Below are 20,358 nucleotides of genomic sequence, written 5' to 3' on the forward strand. Positions count from 1 at the left end.
AGGAGTGAGATGATGGAAGCAAGCCGTTGGTTTTGGATACATTGTTTATCCCCCCTTCATATTGGAGCGGGTGAAGGAGTTGGCGTGATTGATATGCCCATTCAACGAGAAAAAGTAACAGAATGGCCGATTATACCTGGAAGCAGTATCAAAGGCGTGCAGCGTGAACATTATCGCGCGAAAGGACAAGACACATTCGTACAAAAAGTATTTGGTACACAAGGAGATCAAGATGGAAGCGCAGGAGCAGTCGTCATGACAGATGGCCGGTTATTTTCATTCCCGGTGGCGAGTAGATACGGTACATTTGGATATGTGGCAAGTCCACTCATATTGAAAAGATTAGCCCGCGATGCAAAAGCATTAGGCGTATCGCTGGATATCCCTGATCTCATCGAAGAATCGAGCACGCTAGTCACCATGATTTCTAAATTAGTAGAGAATGACGAATTATATCTAGGTGAATTTCAAGGGGCTGCGAAAAAATCTCCACAACTAACCGATTTTGCTGAACAGATGGCCAAACTTTTATTCGACGATAAACAATCACAAACTCTTTGGATAGAACGATTTGTGATTGTAAGTGATGACGTTTTTCAATACATTGTCACCATGAATTCTGAAGTGACACCTCGTATTAGAATTGATCATGAAACCCAAACAGTTAGTAAAGGTGCTCTCTGGTATGAAGAGTATGTACCGGCAGAAGCCATATTTTATGGGCTCATGTGGTGTGATCGTGTCGATGGAAGCAATAATTTATCCGTTAGACATCAACTTTTAAATCAACTAGAAAAACAGATGTATCTTCAATTAGGTGGAAACACAAACGTAGGTAAAGGAAGAGTATCCTGGCGTATGACAGGAGGGGAGGGATCATGAAACTCATTCAACATCATTATGCTGAGAAAGCGTATCAACATGTGATGAATGCCAAAACGAATGAGAAGAATTTCTCAAATCAATATGGACAACTCTGTCACAGATTCGCCTCAATGATCTTAACAAATGGATTAAGGCTCACCATTACATTTTTTGAAGCAAAATCAAAAAAAGGAAATGCTTATCAACAATTCGTTCAGGATATAAAAGAAACACTGGATATACAAGGAGATTGGTCAGCTTCCAATCGAGATTACTTAATCAAATCAAGACAAGCTTTAAATGCATCTGTTTGGTTAAAAAGATATGCGGAATCTATTTTAAAGGTGGAACAAGGGGCGGAGAATGTGGAGGACATCCAATGAATCTGTCATTAACCTTAAACAAAAGCAAATGGGAGATTGATGGTTCTACATTGTCGGACATCATAAAGGACAGCTCGAAGAAGCAGTCATTTTATGAAAATGTGATTAGTTTGCATCAAGAACAGTGGGAAAAATACAATCACTTGCTGTATGAAAAATTTGTGGAGCGATATTATACCGATACGAACCTCACATGCTTAGTCAAGTCCATATCGCCGTTAGTCATTGGACATGGAGGAGAGGGTGTACTTGAAACGGGATTGTTATTACACCCGATATACGGCGTTCCTTATTTACCAGGAACAGCTTTAAAAGGTGTAGCCTCTCATTATGCCCACTCTGTATTAGGTGAAAACTTTCCTGAACTAAAACAAGGTGGTAGTGATTACAACACATTGTTTGGAACAAACGAACGTGCTGGCATCATCGAATTTCATGATGCGCTCATGATGCCTGAGACGGTAGGAGAAGCATTCAAAGTGGATGTGATGACACCACATCATTCAGACTACAACAGCGTCAAGCTAGATAAGATGAACAAAGGGGGAAGTGTTCCAGCCCCTCGAGACGATGACTCACCAACACCTATTCATTTCTTAACGGTGGTCAACGGCCGCTTTCAACTTCTATTGAAAACAAAAAAGAATCTACCAGAAGAATCGGAATGGCTCGAACTCGCCAAAACCATCTTACTAGGCGCTTTAGAACACGAAGGAATCGGTGCTAAAACAAATGCGGGTTATGGAAGACTTAAAATGGACGACGTCATTTCATGAAACTTGGTGCGAATGTGAGGTGAACATAAAATCCCTGGAACATTCGCACTGTTTTATTCAAAAAATGAGAAAAAATGTACATTTTTTAGGTGTGAAAACAAACTTCTATATAGAAACTTAAGGGTTTTGACGATTATTCCCTAAAAAATGTTATAATTAGGGCGAAAATCGCAGTCGCACTCTATATGAGTGCGTGGATTGAAATCTACCGCTATTTGCAATGTCCGTAAAGGCGTATGGGTCGCACTCTATACTAGTGCGTGGATTGAAATTAATAAGAGTTTAAGAGACTCAATTCTCTGCTCTCGTCGCACTCTATATGAGTGCGTGGTTTGAAATATGAATTTCAGTGCCTCTAAAAATCCTGCAATTTTGTCGCACTCTACACGAGTGCGTGGATTGAAATTAGCTGATGGTTCAGCTTGATGTTTTTTTCAAATCGCACTCTATATGAGTATGAGGAGTAAAATTCTTATCAGAAGGTAGCTTGAAAGATATATTGACAATTGCGCTTGATATAGGTGTGAAAAACAAAACTCTGTCTCAGCCTTTTTATTAATGAATTCAAAGCTGTTGATGAAACAGCGAAATAAGTATGATTATCATCAGTAATAGTTTTTTTAAAATAGGATTAAGAAAGATTCGGTGCGAATGTGAGGTGAACATAAAATTCCTGGGACATTCGCACCTTTTTATTCGACAAAATTGAGAAAAAATGTATATTATTTAGAGGTGAAAACAAAATTCCATATAGAAAATTGAGGGTTTTAGCTATCATTACCTAAAAAATGTTATAATTAGGGCAGAAATCGCAGTCGCACTCTACATGAGTGCGTGGATTGAAATGCTAATGGGAAAGTAAGTGTTTCATAATAAACCTTGTCGCACTCTACATGAGTGCGTGGATTGAAATTAACCCCCTATCGTGGACAATATGAATAAGTATGGTCGCACTCTACATGAGTGCGTGGATTGAAATACAAAGTGTTTAATTTTGGAGTAGTCCTCATTAAGTCGCACTCTACATGAGTGCGTGGATTGAAATAAGAACGGTTCCGCTGATACCATCATCCAACAAAGTCGCACTCTACATGAGTGCGTGGATTGAAATACTACGGCCATTTTAACGCCCTTTGGTGTCGTTTGTCGCACTCTACATGAGTGCGTGGATTGAAATACACTTCAGCGTGCCGTCAGATTGATACTGAAAGTACGTCGCACTCTACATGAGTGCGTGGATTGAAATATCAGATACTAGAACCAGGCTGTTCTCCACAGGCTGTCGCACTCTACATGAGTGCGTGGATTGAAATCTTCAGTGTATAGTTCGTTGTGTTGAAAAGGGTCGTCGCACTCTAAATGAGTGCGTGGATTGAAATTCTAACTTTTCGGGTTCTTTTACAGATGTCCCGGTCGCACTCTAAATGAGTGCGTGGATTGAAATCTTGCTTGGATATGTCGGTTTATTTGGTGTTTCAGGTCGCACTCTACATGAGTGGATGGATTAATAATTGTGAAAACATAACTCTGCCTCCTGCCTCAGTAGTCATGAATCTAATTGGATTCAATTGTTGCTGAAATATAAAGAAGTTTGATTAACAAGTTTCAATATATTTCATACTAAGAAAAAGTCGGTGCGAATGTGAGGTGAACATAAAATCCCTGGAACATTCGCACCGTTTCATTCGACAAAAATGAGAAAAAATGTATATTTTTTAAGGGTGAAAACAAAATTCTATATAGAAACTTGTGGGTTTTGACGATTATTACCTAAAAAATGTTATAATTAGGGCAGAAATCGCAGTCGCACTTTACATGAGTGCGTGGATTGAAATTTCTTTCGGCTTTTCAGGTTCGTCAGGTACAAGGTCGCACTTTACATGAGTGCGTGGATTGAAATTGTAACCGTGAAGTTATCATATAGAATTTTCTGCCGTCGCACTTTACATGAGTGCGTGGATTGAAATTATAACCATCTGTAATCCTACCCAATAGCCAATTGTCGCACTTTACATGAGTGCGTGGATTGAAATTGTAACCGTGAAGTTATCATATAGAATTTTCTGCCGTCGCACTTTACATGAGTGCGTGGATTGAAATTATAACCATCTGTAATCCTACCCAATAGCCAATTGTCGCACTTTACATGAGTGCGTGGATTGAAATCAGTTGTTGTTATTGTGGGTCTGGCAGTGCCTATTGTCGCACTCTATATGAGTACGTGGATTGAAATTTATGTATTTCCACTACTGTTCCTTCCCCATATAAGTCGCACTTAACATAAGTGCGTGGATTGAAATAATTCCCTCCATCCATGACAATTTTTTGGCTTAGTCGAACTCTACATGAATTAACATAACTCTGCCTCCTGCCTCAGTAGTCATGAATCTAATTGAATTCAATTATTGCTGAAATATAAATAAGTATGATTAACAAGTTTCAATAGATTTCATACTAAGAAAAAGTCGGTGCGAATGTGAGGTGAACATAAAACCCTTGGAACATTCGCACCTATTCATTCGACAAAAATGAGAAAAAACGTATATTTTTTAAGGGTGAAAACAAAATTCTATATAGAAACTTGTGGGTTTTGACGATCATTCCCTAAAAAATGTTATAATTAGGGCGAAAATCGCAGTCGCACTCTATATGAGTGCGTGGATTGAAATAACCTTTTTCAATCCATCAAGGATAGCCAGGATGGATTGAAAATGTCTTGGATATCGAGATAGCGCAGTAATTCGTCGTCACACTCAACATAAGTGCATAGTCCACAGTTTCTGCGAATTACATAAATTCAAATATCTATCCCCAAAAAATCCAAGCCCTACACAACAAAAAAAGACTCGCTCACACAGAGCCGAGTCTTAATTTTTTTTGCAGTTTTTCTTCACTGAAAATCCAGCCGGTATAGGAATTTTTGATTTGGTGGTCCATGTCGATATGGCAGATCGCGACGAAAGGATAGTGACCTTTGCTGCGGTAGCGCAAATCAATGAACCGTACCTCATAATGATCCTTGTATTTATCTACTTCCCACCGGTAGACAGGGGAGAAGGAGAGAAAGGCTGAAATGTTTTCATCCTGTTTGGCAATTTTCATAATCTCAGTATCAGGGACCGGCACACGGTTAAAGGTGTCTAAAATGATGATCTCACCATTCATACTGCGTCCAACATGGAAAGAGGATTTACATTTCACGGCAATGCGCCATTGTCTGAACTTCATTGTAGGCGAAATAATAATGTCTTCAATCTCATCGAATCGTGCACGCAGCTGACGTTTGATCTGAAGCTGCATGATGACCCTGACGATATAGTAACAAAAAATCACCGCATACAGCGTAATGAACGTATAGCCGGGATGCCCGCCAATCGCCCATACGACAATGGCGACAAGGTGTGTAAAAAAGATAAACGGATCAAACGTGTTAATGATCCCAAGTGCTACCCATTTCTTCGAAAATGGGCGAATGGCCTGCGTACCGTATGCATTGAAAATATCGACAAACACATGAAGCACAACGGCTAATAGGGTCCATAGCCAAAGGTGAAGTATATTCGCCCCTGGCACAAATGGGAAAATCACAGCCGGAATTAGCAATGACCAAAACAGTACAGCTGGAATGGAATGTGTAAATCCTCGGTGATTTCTTATATAAACCGCATTATTTTTTAGTTTTAGCACAGTATCAATGTCTGGTGCTTGGGAGCCGGCGATGGTCGCGATCATCACGGCGTGTGCCATGTGTGGATCTGCGCTGACGGCTGGATCTAAAAGTGCAAGTCCCCCAAGAGAAATGCCCATTACTACATGAGTACCAGTGTCCAATTGATTACCTCCTAGTTGTCATGCTTAGGAACAATCATACAAAGTATACGTCTTCTTTCAAGACTATGTGCAAAAGCACTTTTGCTTTGTCTTGATTTAATGTAACATGTTAACGTATCTACAAACAGTATACAACAAATAAGGTTCTTTTCAGAACGTTAGCCCTCGGTTCAAGTGAGAAGGAGTATAGATATGAAAGACATTCAAGAAAAGCTGGACCGCAAAGATATTGCGGGATTTCAGCATGATTTAATCGATTGGTACGAAAAAGAACAACGAACACTTCCGTGGCGTGAAAATCAAGATCCATACAGAGTCTGGGTATCAGAAGTGATGCTTCAGCAAACGAGAGTGGATACGGTCATTCCGTACTTCAACCGGTTTATGGAGCAATTCCCGACAGTGAAAGATCTTGCTTTAGCTGATGAAGAAAAAGTCATGAAAGCATGGGAAGGTCTTGGTTACTACTCAAGAGTGCGTAATTTACAGGCAGCTGTGAAAGAAGTATATGAATCCTACGAGGGCGTTGTCCCTGATACGAAAGAGCAATTTTCAAAGCTCAAAGGTGTAGGCCCATATACGAGCGGCGCAGTGCTGAGTATCGCCTATAACAAGCCATACCCTGCGGTAGACGGCAACGTTATGAGGGTCATTTCCCGTATTTTGTCCATATGGGATGATATTGCAAAACCAAAAACGAGAAATATTTTCGAGTTTGCGGTCGATCAGCTCATTTCCCGGGAAAAGCCATCAGAATTCAATCAAGGGCTGATGGAGCTTGGTGCTCTCATTTGCACCCCAACATCCCCTGCATGCCTCATTTGCCCTGTGAACATGCATTGCTCGGCACTCGAAGAAGGCGTTCAGCATGAGCTCCCAGTGAAAAGCAAAAAGAAAAAACCGACTGCAAAATCAATGGCAGCAGCGGTGTTATTTGATGACGCAGGCAACCTCTATATTCATAAGCGGCCAAGTACAGGCCTTCTTGCGAATTTATGGGAATTCCCTAACTTGGAAACCATAAAGGGAAGAAAAACGGAAAAAGAGCAGCTATTGGATTTCTTAAAAGAGGAGGTAGGTGTACAAGCAGAACTTGGTGATTTAGAAGGCACCATTCAGCATGTATTTACCCACCTCATCTGGAATATTTCTGTTTTCTTTGGACGTGTGACATCTGTATCTGATGACACGATGCTGAAAAAAGTGACGACAGAAGAATTTGAGGCATATGCTTTGCCAGTCTCACACCAAAAAATTTGGAAGATGGCACTTGAAGAACCTAGTCGTATTTAACCGTTGTACCGTGGGTATAATCGGCTTCATTTCGGTGCAGACCCCCGCGGTTTTCAATTTCAGAAATGATTTCTCGATACTTAGATTGCCCTTCTTCGTTTAAATAAGGTAAAATTTGTTGGAAAGCATGATGAAAGTAAGCAAGCTCAGTATCTTTCCATTGATCCTTGGACATCATGCCAAGCTGGCTTAAATCGCGTCCGACATACATGAATGTAACCTCCTAATAGGAACTTTCCTATTAGTGTGAAGCGAATGGACGAAAACTATTCAAATCAGGAGATGAACCATAATGAGTCAACGTAAATGTGCATTAATTACAGGCAGCAGCAGAGGTGTAGGGAAAGAAGTTGCCCTTCGCCTAGCTGAAAAAGGATATGACATTGTCATTAACTATGCGAGAAGCAAAAAAGCCGCACTTGAAACAGCGGAAGAAATTGAAGCGATGGGTGTTAAAACATTGGTTGTCAAAGCCAACGTAGGTCAGCCAGAGAAAATTAAAGATATGTTTCAGCAAATCGACGAAACCTTTGGCCGTTTAGATATATTTGTGAACAATGCGGCATCTGGTGTTCAGCGTCCAATCATGGACCTTGAAGAAAATCATTGGGACTGGACGATGAATATCAATGCAAAAGCGTTATTATTTTGCGGACAAGAAGCGGCGAAACTAATGGAGAAAAACGGTGGCGGACATATCGTCAGCATTAGCTCACTAGGCTCTATTCGCTATCTTGAAAATTACACAGTCGTTGGCGTCTCAAAAGCAGCATTAGAAGCATTGACGCGTTATCTATCTGTGGAGCTGTCACAAAAAAATATTGTCGTGAATGCCGTATCTGGCGGCGCGATTGATACAGATGCACTTAAGCACTTCCCGAACCGAGAAGAGCTTTTAGAAGACGCCAAGAAAAATACACCAGCTGGCCGAATGGTGGAAATTAAAGACATGGTCGACAGCGTGGAATTCCTTGTATCAGGCAAAGCAGATATGATTAGAGGACAGACGATTATTGTGGATGGCGGACGTTCTTTGCTTGTTTAAAAAAATCATGAATAGGATTTGCACCTTCTGCACAAATTAATGTGCGTGGAGGTGATAATGATGGACAAACAACAAAACAAAACAAACGCACAACAAGTGAAGAAACAAAACCAAGCTGCTGCACAAGGTGGTCAATATGGCACTGAATTTGCTAGCGAGACTGACGCACAGCACGTAAAAAAATATAACCAAAAAGCTGAGCAAAACAAACAACAAAACAGCTAATCACTGAAACAGAGAAAGCACTTCATCTACGAATGAAGTGCTTTTCTTTTTGCCTCTCCCCACCATCCGACAAAACCTGTAAAACCTCTACATAAACAGTCAAAGGATTTCGGCGATCTTTCAAGAAATGGTATACAGACAAAAAGTGGATGAAAATAAAAGGGAGGAGTTAGATGTCTGATTTCGATCAGCTTGTAAAAGAACAAATGCAGCTCATGGATCAACTGCTCAATGTACAGGGAGAACTCGATCTATGCTTAGAAACAGAAAAACAATTGCTGCAAGATGAAAAAAAAGAAGAGTGGACCAGGCTTCATGATCAAATCAAACAGAAACGTGTGGAACTGCAAAGAGTTCAAACCTTGTTTACAAAACAGACAGAAGAGGTCATCAATTCATATAAGCAGATGGAAAAGAGTTCAACCGTGATGTAAGACAGTGTGCCGTTCAATTGGGTTGAATGGCTTTTTCATTTCATTTTTTAATGATGTAACGGTATAATATAATAGAGACATGTTTAGTTGGGAAATTAGGTCTTTGGACTGTTAGGTTTGTTTGTTATAGAAAGTAGGGGAGAAAATATGGGCTATCCCAAGGAAGGAGAAACCATCCAAATTCAAAGCTATAAACACAATGGCTTGATCCACAGGATTTGGAATGAAACCACCATTCTGAAAGCAACGGAATTGTGTATCATCGGTGCAAACGACCGGACAATGGTGACTGAATCCGACGGCCGTACTTGGATGACGAGAGAACCGGCTATTTGCTATTTCCATGCAAAACAATGGTTTAATGTGATTGGGATGCTTAGAGATGATGGGGTATATTATTACTGCAACATCAGCTCTCCTTTTGCAACAGATGAAGAAGCAATTAAGTATATTGATTACGACTTAGATGTCAAAGTCTTTCCGGACATGACGTACAATATTTTGGATGAGGATGAATATGCAGATCATAAGAGGCAGATGAATTATCCAAAGGAAATCGATAGTATCTTAAGAGAGCATCTGAATACATTATTGCATTGGATTCACCAGCGGAAAGGTCCGTTTGCTCCTGAATTTGTGGATATGTGGTATGAACGTTTTTTACATTATACAAAATAGCAAGAGCAGCAAAAACCTGTTTAGCTTTTAGGCTAACAGGTTTTTGATTGCGCACGGATAAGAGGCACTGATAGATTGGGAAGGAGATTTACATGGGGGTCATTAAACGCTACATGGCTTTTGTAACACCGTATAAAAAACAGATTGCATTGACAATGGTCATCGGGATGATCAAGTTCTCGATTCCCTTAACATTGCCTCTGCTTTTAAAGTATGTCATTGATGATGTCATTCAAGGTTCGGGGTCGGCTGAAGAAAAGACATCATCTCTACTGATGATTATGGGAATCATGCTCGTCTTATTTTTAGTGATGAGACCGCCTGTTGAATACTATAGACAATACTATGCGCAGTGGACAGGCAGTAAAGTATTATTTGATATTCGGGAAAAGCTGTTTTCGCATATTCAAAAGCTCAGCCTTCGTTATTATGCCAACACGAGAACAGGAGAAATCATTTCTAGAGTCATCAACGATGTGGAGCAGACAAAAGAGTTTGTCATCACAGGTCTTATGAATATTTGGCTTGATTTGATGACCGTGCTCATCGTGATCGCCATTATGTGTACACTGGACATCAAGCTCACCATCGTGTCTGTCATTATTTTTCCATTATATGCGTTTGCAGTGAAGTTTTTTTACGGCAGGCTGCGTAAGCTGACAAAAGAGCGGTCACAGGCGCTGGCTGAAGTGCAAGGGCATTTGCATGAGCGGGTACAAGGAATGCCGGTTATTCGGAGCTTTGCCATTGAAGAATATGAACAAGAGAATTTTCATGATGAAAATAAAAATTTCTTAAACAAAGCGATCAATCATACGAATTGGAACGCCAAAACATTTGCCGTTGTCAATACCATTACTGATATTGCACCGCTATTGATCATTGCATTTGCTGGCTACACCGTCATTAATGGATCACTTTCGATCGGGACCATGATTGCCTTTGTCGGTTATATTGACCGGATGTACAACCCGATTCGCCGCCTCATAAACTCATCCACGACTTTAACTCAGTCGGTAGCGTCAATGGATCGTATCTTTGAATTTATTGATGAGCCATACGAGGTAACAGATCGGCCGAATGCAAAAGAAGCCGATCATTTAAAAGGAGAGGTCGAATTTAAAAATGTGTCATTTCGTTATGAACACACGCAGGAAGAGATTCTCCGCAACATCTCCTTGAAAGTAGAAAAAGGACAAACGGTTGCGCTTGTAGGAATGAGCGGTGGGGGGAAGTCCACTCTCGTCAGCTTAATTCCAAGATTTTATGATGTGACAAACGGATCACTTGAAATTGACGGCATTGATATAAAAGAGTACAAAGCAAGAAGCCTTCGAAATCAAGTCGGAATGGTGCTGCAGGATACTTTCTTATTCAGTGACACGATTAAAGAAAACATTGCCGTTGGAGATCCAGAAGCTTCTTTTGAAAAAATCGTTTCGGCTGCAAAAGCGGCAAATGCCCATGATTTTATCATGTCTCTTCCTGAAGGATATGACACGAAGGTAGGAGAACGGGGCGTGAAGCTGTCAGGTGGTCAAAAACAACGGATTTCCATTGCAAGGGTTTTTCTGAAAAATCCACCACTGTTGATTTTAGATGAAGCAACGTCTGCACTAGATTTAGAAAGTGAACATTACATTCAAGAAGCGATGCAAAAGCTAGCAAAGGACCGCACAACCTTTATTGTCGCGCACCGCTTATCAACAATTACACATGCTGACCTCATTGTCGTCATGGAACAAGGTGAGATTGTGGAAAAAGGAACACACGAAGAATTAATGAACAGAGACAGCCACTATCGCCATCTTTTTACCATTCAAACATTAAATTAGTAGAAGCCTATCCGATTCTAGCGGATAGGCTTTTTTATGCTTGTCAAAAACATGACATATTTCCCAGCTTGTCTCAATACAATTTTAAAAAGTATGACGGGGTGGTGAATATGTGAAAGAACAAGACGTGCTGCTAGATGTCAAACAGCTGTCCATTGCATTTCAGCAAAAAAAGCAAAAAGTACCCATCGTCCATCACATATCGTTCTCGATTCAAAAAGGAGAAACCTTAGGAATTGTTGGCGAATCTGGCTGCGGGAAAAGTATCACATCTATGTCATTAATGGGGCTGAACCAGCAAACAGAGACAACGGGAGAGATCCAATTCGAAGGGCAAAACCTGTTGTCGCTTTCAGAAAAACAGTGGCGAGAAATAAGAGGAAATGACATTTCGATGATATTTCAGGAACCAATGACTTCTCTGAACCCATTAATGACCATCGGCAAACAAATGACAGAAGCCCTTTTCACACATCAAGCAATCGGTCAAAAAGAAGCAAAAGCGAAGGCGGTTGATCTGCTTCAGACCGTCGGATTGAAGCAAGCCGAATCATTGCTTAAAAAATACCCGCATGAATTATCAGGCGGCATGCGTCAGCGTGTGATGATTGCGATGGCGATGCTTTGTCACCCAAAGCTCATGATCGCAGATGAACCAACAACTGCACTTGATGTGACCATCCAAGCGCAAATCCTTCGCCTGCTCAAAAAGCTGAACGAAGAGATGGACACCGCGATCTTATTTATTACCCATGATCTAGGCGTTGTACGGCAAATATGCCAGCGAGTCATGATTATGTATGCTGGTCGAATCGTAGAAGAAGGAACCGTTGACCGTATTTTTCAAAAACCTCTGCATCCCTACACAAAAGGTCTTTTCGCCTCAGTTCCATCGTTCAAAGAGAAAAAAGAAAAGCTCATCTCTATTGCAGGTCATGTACCGAAGCCAGGGACCATTCGATCCGGCTGTCAATTTGCCGCGCGCTGCCCCTATCAAATGGCGCAATGTCTTGAAGAAGACCCCGTTTTACAATCCATTGAACAGGATCACCGCGTGGCGTGCTTTCTAATGGAAGGAGGAGAAGACACTGAGTCACCCACTCTTGCAAGTGAATCAGCTGACAAAACGGTATGACACAGCCGCTTTTTTTTCTAAACATAAACAATCGACTTTGGCTTTAAATCAAGTGTCCTTTCACGTGAAGGAGGGGGAAACACTTGGCATTGTTGGTGAATCAGGCTGCGGGAAATCAACACTTGGCAAAAGCTTAATGAGATTAACTGAACCGACGTCAGGCTCTATTCAACTGAAAGGGCAAGAGGTCACTCTTTTGAAAGAAAGAGAGATGCGTTCTTTAAGAAAAGACATTCAAATGATTTTTCAAGATCCATATGCTTCATTAAATCCACGAATGAAAATCAAAGATATTTTAGAGGAACCACTCATTGTTCATCGACATGGGACGAAAGCAGAAAGACGGAAGTGGGTAAAAGAGATGCTGCATATTGTCGGTTTTGATCCTTCCTACGGGGAGCGTTATGCGCACCAATTTAGCGGCGGACAAAGGCAGCGTATTGGGATCGCTAGAGCACTCATTACCCATCCAAGTCTTGTCATTGCCGATGAACCGGTTTCAGCTTTAGATGTATCCGTTCAAGCGCAAATTTTAAATTTGATGCTTGAATTGCAAAAGACGCTTTCTCTGACGTATCTATTTATTTCTCACGATCTTGGCGTTGTCAGGTATATGAGCGACCGAATCGCCGTCATGTATGCTGGCCGCATTGTCGAGATGGGGCCTGCCGAAGATGTGTTTCACAGCCCGCTTCATCCCTATACATCGCTGCTTCTGAAATCCATTCCACATATGGATCACGTGCTAGAGACGCAAGATGTGGCAGCAGAAGAGTCTGCAATGACGCCAAGCGGCGGTTGTCCTTTCTACAAAAGGTGTCCAAAAAGGTGGGAGAAATGCTTGAAAGCAGCACCTGCTTTGTATGAGGAGGAGCCGGGGCATGCGGCGGCGTGTTACTTATATCAAAAGGAGGAACACAATGAAGAAGACATGGTTGTTCAGTAGTTTCATTTTTGTGCTGATGCTTGCACTGTTTTTAGGGGGATGCTCGTCCTCTCCGTCATCAGAAGAGAAGGCAACAAAAGATACTCTCGTATTTGGCAGAGGAGGAGACTCCACTTCACTAGATCCAATCACAACAACTGAAGGCGAAACCTTCAAGGTCACAGAGAATATGTTTGAAAAGCTCCTGAATTATGGTGAAAAAGACACGACCATCCACCCAGGTCTCGCAACAGACTGGGATGTTGCAAAGGACGGAAAATCATACACATTCTACTTAAGAGAAGGTGTGAAATTTCACGATGGCACAGACTTTAACGCAGAAGCAGTGAAATTCAACTTTGACCGCTGGATGAATGGTGATGCAGAAAAATTTCCTTACTATGGCATGTTTGGCGGCTATAAAAAAGATAAAGGACATGTCATTAAAGACATCATCGTCAAAGGTGAGCATGAAGTAGAATTTCAGCTAAAGCGCCCACAGGCGACATTTCTTAAAAACATTGCCATGTCACCGTTTGGCATCGCAAGTCCTGCGGCTGTTGAAAAAAGCGGCGATTCCTTTCGCGAGAATCCAGTAGGAACAGGACCATTCAAATTTAAAGAGTGGAAACAAAACGACCGTATCGTATTAGAAAAGAACGAAGATTACTGGCAGAAAGATAAACCAAAACTGAATCAAATCATCTTCCGCTCGATCCCAGAAAACTCGGCTCGCTTAAATGCCTTGAAAACAGGCGAAATCGATTTGATGGATGGTGTGAATCCGTCAGATTTAGATGGCATTAAAACGGATAAAGCACTCCAGCTCATTGAAAGACCATCAATGAACGTAGGCTATATCGGACTGACTGTCACAAGAAAGCCGCTTGATAACAAGCTTGTTCGTCAAGCGCTCAATTACGCGGTCGATAAAGAATCCATTATTAAGTCATTTTATGGCGGACTTGCCGAACCAGCAAAAAATCCTCTTCCGCCAGCTTTAGAAGGCTACAATGACGACATTGATCCGTATCCGTATGATCCTGAAAAAGCGAAGGAACTTTTAAAAGAAGCGGGCTTTCCTGACGGCTTTCGCATCAAGCTTTGGGCAATGCCTGTACCGCGTCCATATATGCCAGATGGGATGAAGGTAGCAGAAGTCATTCAATCAAACTTTGAAAAGGTCGGCGTCAAAGCAGAAATTGTGACATATGACTGGGCGACCTATTTAGATAAGGCAAGTAAAGGAGAAGCGGATGTGTTCTTGTTAGGCTGGACAGGGGACAATGGCGATCCTGATAATTTCATCTACACACTTTTGGACAAAGACAGCATTGGCGGCAACAACTATACATTCTTCGAAAACGATAAAATGCACGACATCCTCATTGAAGCGCAAACAGACACAGATCAAAAGAAACGAAATGAGCTATATCAAAAAGCGCAGGAAATCATTCATGATGAAGCACCTTGGATTCCATTGGTGCATTCGATCCCTATGCTTGCAGCATCTAGTGATTTAAAAGGCTACCAGCCGCATCCAACTGGTTCAGAAGCTTTGACTGACGTGTATTTCGAATAAGCAAATAAGGGAGATCTTGTATCTCCCTTATTCAAACAAAGAAAAGGCGGTGAAAGCTGTTTGTTTGCTTATTGTATGAAGCGGGCAGGAATGCTCATCCCAGTATTGATCGGAATGACATTGGTCGTGTTTTCAATTATACGGTTTATTCCAGGGAACCCAGCACAGGTTATCTTAGGACAGCGGGCAACGAAAGAAGCAGTAGAACAGTTAACCATCCAGCTCGGTTTAAATCAGCCTTGGTATGTTCAATACGGACATTACATGCTCGGCCTTTTAAAAGGAGATTTAGGGACTTCGATACGAACAGGAGCGGCTATTGCCCAGGAAATGAAACCATACTTATTTGCGACGTTAGAATTAACCTTTTTTGCCATGGTGCTGGCGATCGTTGTGGGGGTAAATGCCGGAATCATCAGTGCTTGGTTTAAGCATTCTTTCTTTGATTATGTCGCGATGTTTATTGCACTCATTGGAGTGTCCATGCCGATTTTCTGGTTAGGCTTAATGGGGCAGTGGCTGTTTTCGATTGAATTAGGTATTTTACCGACAACGGGCCGTGAAAACGTCAGAAATCCAGTGGAGTCAATCACCTATATTCATACGCTGGATACGCTTTTGCAAGGCCGGTTTGATCAATTCACTGACAGCATCAAGCATTTGATCTTACCAAGTACAGCACTTGCCACAATTCCTGCTGCGATTATTGCAAGGATAACAAGGGCAAGTATGCTGGAAGTGCTTCATTCAGACTTTATTCGAACAGCAAAAGCAAAAGGTGTACGTTCATTTTTCATCATTTATCAGCATGGATTGAAAAATGCGCTTATTCCGATCTTAACGATTATTGGTCTTCAGACAGGCCTCTTGCTAGGCGGAGCCATTTTAACAGAGACCATTTTTGCATGGCCGGGCATTGGGCGGTATATATATGACGCCATTAGCTATCGTGATTACCCAGTCATTCAAACAGGCATTCTCGTCGTTGCGCTCATATTTGTCCTGATCAATTTCATTGTGGACATCTTGTACGCGGTCATTGATCCAAGGATTAAATATTAGGGAGGGAGAGTGATCACATGGAAGCACAAAAAGAGCTTGAACCACCTCAACCAAAAGAAGAACGCTCTCAATCATTGATTCTTGAATCGATGAAGCTGTTCTTTCAGCACAAGCTGGCGGTCATTGGCAGTGTGATTGTCTTTTTATTTCTGATCTTAGCAATATTCGCACCGCTCATTGCTCCTTTTGGAATCAATGAACAATCTCTCGGTGAGCGATTTAGTGCACCATCAGCTGCACACTGGTTTGGTACAGATGATTTCGGCAGAGATATATTCTCAAGAGTTGTGCATGGCGCGCGGATTTCCTTATGGGTTGGTTTCTTCTCGGTTCTCGGGTCTGTCATTTTAGGCACACTGCTTGGATTGATTGCAGGCTATGGCGGTAGAGTGCTAGATGCTGTGATCTCGAGAGTGTTTGATATTTTACTCGCTTTTCCTAGTATTCTACTGGCGATTGCGATCGTCTCCATCTTAGGCCCCTCCTTACAAAATGCCCTTATTGCCATTGCGATTATTAATGTCCCAACCTTTGGACGGCTCGTTCGTTCAAAAGTGCTGAGTATTAAACAAGAAGAATACGTGCTAGCAGCAAAGGCGGTTGGGATGTCACACCGCCGCATCGTGCTGCGTCACATTCTGCCAAATAGTATGGTGCCGGTCATCGTACAGGCGACGCTTGCAATCGGAACAGCGATTATTGAGGCAGCAGCTTTAGGTTTTTTAGGATTGGGTGCACAGGCACCAAGCCCAGAGTGGGGGAAAATGCTTGCCGATGCGAGACCTTATCTCGTTCAAGCCCCTTGGACATTGATTTTCCCAGGTGTCGCGATCATGCTGACAGTTTTAGGTTTTAATCTGATGGGAGATGGATTACGAGACACACTGGATCCTAAAATGAAGAAAATAAAATAAGACCGATTCTTGGAATCGGTCTTTTCTGTTTATGCTTCTTTTTCTTCTGTCTCAATTTCACTGTCTTTTGGGTGATACGTTTGGAAGCTTGTAATCAATGTATCTAAATGCTCTAGTTCATCACGGTATTCGATGATGCTGGACATAACATTTAGCATATTGTAATCGAGCAAGTCATTTTCTTGGTTTTGCTGATGCTGGATAAATGATTTCGTTAACGTTTCAAGACGAAGAGAGCATTCATTTTGAAATTCATCGTCCTGCGGTTTCATTTTACCGACGAATTTCATCAAGGTGCGCTCATGCCAATACAGTAAGTAATCAATTTCATCTGTTAAGCTTTCCCTGAAATGCTCTGGCATCAAATGAATTTCATTTTCTAATTTATGAAGCTTTTTCAGCAAGTAAAGAGCGCGATTCGATGCCATAATGGCCTGTCTAAACAAAACGAGCTTTCTTGATTTTACATAGGTTGTTTTCTTTAAATAGCTTCGTTCCTCTTTGTATAACAAGTAAATGTGATCTAATTTGATCATGCGTTCTTTTATTTGATCGATGTCATCCTTTAAAGTGGAATGATCAGTAGACTGTCTGGAGCTCAGACGGATCCATTTTAAAATCTCCTCCGTATTTTCCATAATGTGATGAACAAGCTTTGTTTCATACTTTGGCGGCAGGAAGATTAAATTCACTAAAAATGAAGAAAGAACTCCTAACACCACAGTAGCTGTTCGAATTAAGGCAAAGGAAAGGAAATGATCCCCTGCACTTTCTAAAATCGCAATGACGGTTACAAGTGCAATTGGAATCGTGTGTTCAATCTTCAGCTTTAAATTAATGGCGATGACCATGACGGCGGTTAAACCGATAATGACTGGTCCAGTGCCAAAAAGCAGACCGAACGTAATGGCAAGTGCTGCTCCGATAATATTGGCTTGCACTTGATCAATAATCGTTAAAAAAGATCGATAAATAGATGGCTGGATAGCAAATACAGCTGCAATTCCCGCGAAGACGGGCGTTGGCAACCCAAGCCATGTTGCCAGGTAAAGCGCGAGTACAATGGCAATACCGGTTTTTAAAATACGGGCTCCAAGTTTCATTGGTTTTGTCCCTGCATTCCTTTCTTTTAGATAATAGATGATCACTCGTCATTTATTATAAATATTTTGATGAACAACTAAGTAATATACAGCGGTCTTCCGAAATATTCAAGTGATTTTTGAAAGTTCATGAAAACATCAAAAGAAGGTATTGAGAAGAAATGTAACAGATTCACACGCTTTTGACAAACAAGAGCTGATAAATAAAAAAACAGGCGCATCTTTTTACGCCTGTTTTTGACCCTATTATGATTGTTTCAACTGTTCAAACGCATGATCTACTGCTTGTAGCGTCTTAGAAATATCTTTTTCAGTATGTGCGATCGTTAAGAACCAAGCTTCATATTTAGAAGGAGCGAGGTTAATCCCTTGCGAAAGCATTAATTTAAAGAAGCGGGCGAACATTTCGCCATCCGTATTTTCAGCCTGCTCATAGTTTACAATGGTTTCTTTTGTGAAGTAGACAGTAAGAGCCCCTTTTAAGCGGTTCACTGTAATATCTACTTGATGTTTTTTGGCATGGGCTAAAATGCCTTCTTCTAGCATCGCGCCAAGCTGATCAAGACGCTCGTAAACACCATCTTGTTTTAACACTTCCAAGCAGGCAATACCAGAAAGAATGGATGCAGGATTTCCTGCCATCGTGCCAGCTTGGTAGGCTGGTCCAAGAGGAGCGACTTGCTCCATAATTTCTTTTTTACCGCCATAAGCACCGATCGGAAGTCCGCCGCCAATGATTTTTCCTAATGCAGTGAGGTCAGGTTTTACTTGAAGCAAGTCCTGTGCCCCTCCGTACATAAAGCGGAAAGCTGTAATCACTTCATCATAGATAACAAGTGCGCCCTTTTCATGAGTGAGGTCGTTGACCTGCTGCAAGAAACCGTCCTTAGGCTCTACGATGCCGAAGTTCCCGACAATCGGCTCGACAAGGACAGCTGCGACTTCATCGCCCCATCGATCCAATGCTTCTTTGTAGCTGTCAATATCATTAAATGGAACGGTAATGACTTCATTGGCGATGCTCTTTGGAACGCCCGCTGAATCAGGGGTTCCTAAAGTGGAAGGACCAGAGCCAGCTGCCACAAGTACAAGATCAGAGTGACCGTGATAGCACCCGGCAAACTTAATGATCTTTGTTCTGCCTGTATATGCACGTGCCACACGAATCGTTGTCATCACTGCTTCAGTACCTGAATTCACAAAGCGAACTTTGTCCAAAGCAGGCATGGCTTCCTTCAGCATTTTAGCAAAAGTGACTTCATGCTTCGTTGGCGTTCCGTAAAGGACACCTGTTTCAGCCGCTTTTGTAATCGCTTTTGTAATATGAGGGTGGGCATGTCCTGTAATAATGGGGCCGTATGCTGCTAGATAATCGATATAGCGATTTCCGTCAACATCCCAAAAATAAGCGCCTTCTCCTTTTTCCATAGCCACGGGTGAACCGCCGCCTACTGCCTTATATGAACGAGAGGGGCTGTTGACACCTCCAACAATATGCTCCAGCGCCTCTTGATGTAATTTTTCTGATTCTGTGAATTTCATAAATAGCCTCCTATCTCAACGTATCACGTCGTCTATCATTATTTTAACATGCCGATGCAAGCGTCCTTAGTTGAATATCCTTTCAAAATTGGATAGGCTATTTAAAAAATAGGTTGGAGGGATTGTGTCATGACAATCGAAGTAGGCCAGCAAGTACCTGAAATCGAATTAACCGGTGACAACGGGGAGAAAGTAAAGCTTTCTGACTTTAAAGGAAAACATATTGTCCTTTATTTCTATCCAAAAGATATGACACCCGGCTGTACAACAGAAGCATGTGATTTCCGCGATCGCCATCAAAGCTTTGCAGAATTAGATGCTGTCATTATCGGCGTAAGCCCAGACAGTCAGGACAAGCATCAGAAGTTTAAAGAAAAACATGATTTACCGTTCTTACTTCTTGTAGACGATGAACAGAAATTGTCTGAAGCCTTTGGAGTATGGAAGCTGAAAAAGAACTTTGGCAAAGAATACATGGGCATCGAACGTTCAACGTTTCTTATTAATAAAGAAGGAACGCTTGTGAAAGAGTGGAGAAAAGTTAAGGTGAAAGACCACGTAGAAGAAGCGCTTGAGGAACTAAAAGCTCACGCTTAATATCATCACATGATAGGACCGGCACACATGCCGGTCTTTTTTGTGAAGAAGAATAGGTAAAAAAGAGGATTGTAATTGACAAAGATTCGGCTCTGGGGGTACACTATTTATAAAGATTATAATATAAGAATATT

The 20,358-nt window shown here is 41.6% G+C and carries 18 protein-coding genes, 1 pseudogene and 2 CRISPR repeat arrays; of the genes and pseudogenes, 15 read left to right on the forward strand and 4 right to left on the reverse strand.

The features are described 5' to 3' along the window. Positions 1-12: 12 nt before the first annotated feature. Genes cmr4 through cmr6 form a run of 3 tightly spaced genes read left to right on the forward strand, consistent with a single transcriptional unit; the run spans position 13 to position 2,023 of the window. Positions 13-882, forward strand: a complete 870-nt coding sequence (gene cmr4 / locus ACQYAC_RS17430; RefSeq protein WP_233421727.1) for a type III-B CRISPR module RAMP protein Cmr4 — start codon at positions 13-15, stop codon at positions 880-882. Continuing rightward, positions 879-1,247 (forward strand): type III-B CRISPR module-associated protein Cmr5, encoded by a 369-nt coding sequence (gene cmr5 / locus ACQYAC_RS17435; RefSeq protein WP_429943785.1) that lies wholly within the window; start codon positions 879-881, stop codon positions 1,245-1,247. Before cmr4 ends, cmr5 begins: the two co-directional genes overlap by 4 nt. Continuing rightward, positions 1,244-2,023: a type III-B CRISPR module RAMP protein Cmr6 gene (cmr6, locus tag ACQYAC_RS17440; protein WP_429943786.1), complete on the forward strand. Its 780-nt coding sequence runs from the start codon at positions 1,244-1,246 to the stop codon at positions 2,021-2,023. The genes cmr5 and cmr6 overlap by 4 nt, the downstream gene beginning before the upstream one ends. Before the next feature lie 814 nt (positions 2,024-2,837). Further along, positions 2,838-3,535: direct repeats of the CRISPR family, unit length 32 nt; unit sequence GTCGCACTCTACATGAGTGCGTGGATTGAAAT. 291 nt (positions 3,536-3,826) lie between these two features. Beyond that, positions 3,827-4,323: direct repeats of the CRISPR family, unit length 32 nt. Positions 4,324-4,873: 550 nt separating this feature from the next. Here cmr6 and ACQYAC_RS17445 read toward each other — a convergent pair. After that, positions 4,874-5,854, reverse strand: coding sequence for a metal-dependent hydrolase (locus ACQYAC_RS17445; RefSeq protein WP_429943787.1), 981 nt, complete (start codon positions 5,852-5,854; stop codon positions 4,874-4,876). A 192-nt stretch (positions 5,855-6,046) separates the two neighbouring features. Here ACQYAC_RS17445 and mutY point away from each other — a divergent pair, with 192 nt between their 5' ends. Then, entirely contained in the window at positions 6,047-7,147 is a 1,101-nt protein-coding gene (mutY, locus tag ACQYAC_RS17450; RefSeq protein ID WP_268497946.1) for an A/G-specific adenine glycosylase, read from the forward strand. Here the strand turns inward: mutY and ACQYAC_RS17455 are convergent. After that, complete coding sequence (locus tag ACQYAC_RS17455; protein WP_044139672.1) at positions 7,134-7,358, reverse strand: hypothetical protein; 225 nt, start codon at positions 7,356-7,358, stop codon at positions 7,134-7,136. The genes mutY and ACQYAC_RS17455 overlap by 14 nt on opposite strands. An 81-nt stretch (positions 7,359-7,439) precedes the next feature. Between ACQYAC_RS17455 and fabL the strand changes: the two genes are divergently transcribed. From fabL to ACQYAC_RS17505, 10 genes and pseudogenes are all read left to right on the forward strand, one after another. Continuing rightward, positions 7,440-8,192, forward strand: coding sequence for an enoyl-[acyl-carrier-protein] reductase FabL (gene fabL, locus ACQYAC_RS17460; RefSeq protein WP_003217873.1), 753 nt, complete (start codon positions 7,440-7,442; stop codon positions 8,190-8,192). Between the two features lie 75 nt (positions 8,193-8,267). Further along, a pseudogene (locus ACQYAC_RS17465) lies at positions 8,268-8,417 on the forward strand (gamma-type small acid-soluble spore protein); the annotation flags it as partial. Positions 8,418-8,590: 173 nt separating this feature from the next. Further along, positions 8,591-8,851, forward strand: a complete 261-nt coding sequence (locus tag ACQYAC_RS17470) for a YgaB family protein (RefSeq protein WP_137055487.1) — start codon at positions 8,591-8,593, stop codon at positions 8,849-8,851. 147 nt (positions 8,852-8,998) lie between these two features. Beyond that, complete coding sequence (gene ntdP / locus ACQYAC_RS17475; protein WP_012009337.1) at positions 8,999-9,529, forward strand: nucleoside tri-diphosphate phosphatase; 531 nt, start codon at positions 8,999-9,001, stop codon at positions 9,527-9,529. Between the two features lie 92 nt (positions 9,530-9,621). Continuing rightward, positions 9,622-11,364 carry an ABC transporter ATP-binding protein gene (locus ACQYAC_RS17480; protein WP_058015783.1) on the forward strand — a complete coding sequence of 581 codons (1,743 nt, stop codon included), beginning with the start codon at positions 9,622-9,624 and terminating at the stop codon, positions 11,362-11,364. A gap of 112 nt (positions 11,365-11,476) precedes the next feature. Then, a complete protein-coding gene (locus tag ACQYAC_RS17485) occupies positions 11,477-12,499 on the forward strand; it encodes an ABC transporter ATP-binding protein (protein WP_061407158.1) in 1,023 nt (340 codons plus the stop codon). Then, on the forward strand, positions 12,468-13,445 hold the full coding sequence (locus ACQYAC_RS17490) for an ABC transporter ATP-binding protein (protein WP_429943788.1): 978 nt from the start codon (positions 12,468-12,470) through the stop codon (positions 13,443-13,445). The genes ACQYAC_RS17485 and ACQYAC_RS17490 overlap by 32 nt, the downstream gene beginning before the upstream one ends. Continuing rightward, positions 13,420-15,006, forward strand: a complete 1,587-nt coding sequence (locus ACQYAC_RS17495; protein ID WP_429943789.1) for an ABC transporter substrate-binding protein — start codon at positions 13,420-13,422, stop codon at positions 15,004-15,006. Before ACQYAC_RS17490 ends, ACQYAC_RS17495 begins: the two co-directional genes overlap by 26 nt. A 60-nt stretch (positions 15,007-15,066) precedes the next feature. Next, positions 15,067-16,068, forward strand: a complete 1,002-nt coding sequence (locus ACQYAC_RS17500) for an ABC transporter permease (RefSeq protein ID WP_003217874.1) — start codon at positions 15,067-15,069, stop codon at positions 16,066-16,068. A 17-nt stretch (positions 16,069-16,085) separates the two neighbouring features. Beyond that, positions 16,086-16,982 (forward strand): ABC transporter permease, encoded by an 897-nt coding sequence (locus tag ACQYAC_RS17505; RefSeq protein ID WP_061407165.1) that lies wholly within the window; start codon positions 16,086-16,088, stop codon positions 16,980-16,982. Positions 16,983-17,011: 29 nt separating this feature from the next. Here the strand turns inward: ACQYAC_RS17505 and ACQYAC_RS17510 are convergent, their stop codons facing one another. Together ACQYAC_RS17510 and ACQYAC_RS17515 are read right to left on the reverse strand one after the other, a co-directional pair. Continuing rightward, complete coding sequence (locus tag ACQYAC_RS17510) at positions 17,012-18,085, reverse strand: FUSC family protein (RefSeq protein WP_058015788.1); 1,074 nt, start codon at positions 18,083-18,085, stop codon at positions 17,012-17,014. Positions 18,086-18,331: 246 nt separating this feature from the next. Further along, positions 18,332-19,627, reverse strand: a complete 1,296-nt coding sequence (locus ACQYAC_RS17515; protein ID WP_429943790.1) for a glutamate-1-semialdehyde 2,1-aminomutase — start codon at positions 19,625-19,627, stop codon at positions 18,332-18,334. A 129-nt stretch (positions 19,628-19,756) separates the two neighbouring features. Between ACQYAC_RS17515 and bcp the strand changes: the two genes are divergently transcribed. Then, positions 19,757-20,224, forward strand: a complete 468-nt coding sequence (gene bcp / locus ACQYAC_RS17520) for a thioredoxin-dependent thiol peroxidase (RefSeq protein WP_012009346.1) — start codon at positions 19,757-19,759, stop codon at positions 20,222-20,224. Positions 20,225-20,358 lie beyond the last annotated feature (134 nt).

Source organism: Bacillus sp. MM09(2025) (assembly GCF_050496725.1).
GTDB lineage: Bacteria > Bacillota > Bacilli > Bacillales > Bacillaceae > Bacillus > Bacillus pumilus.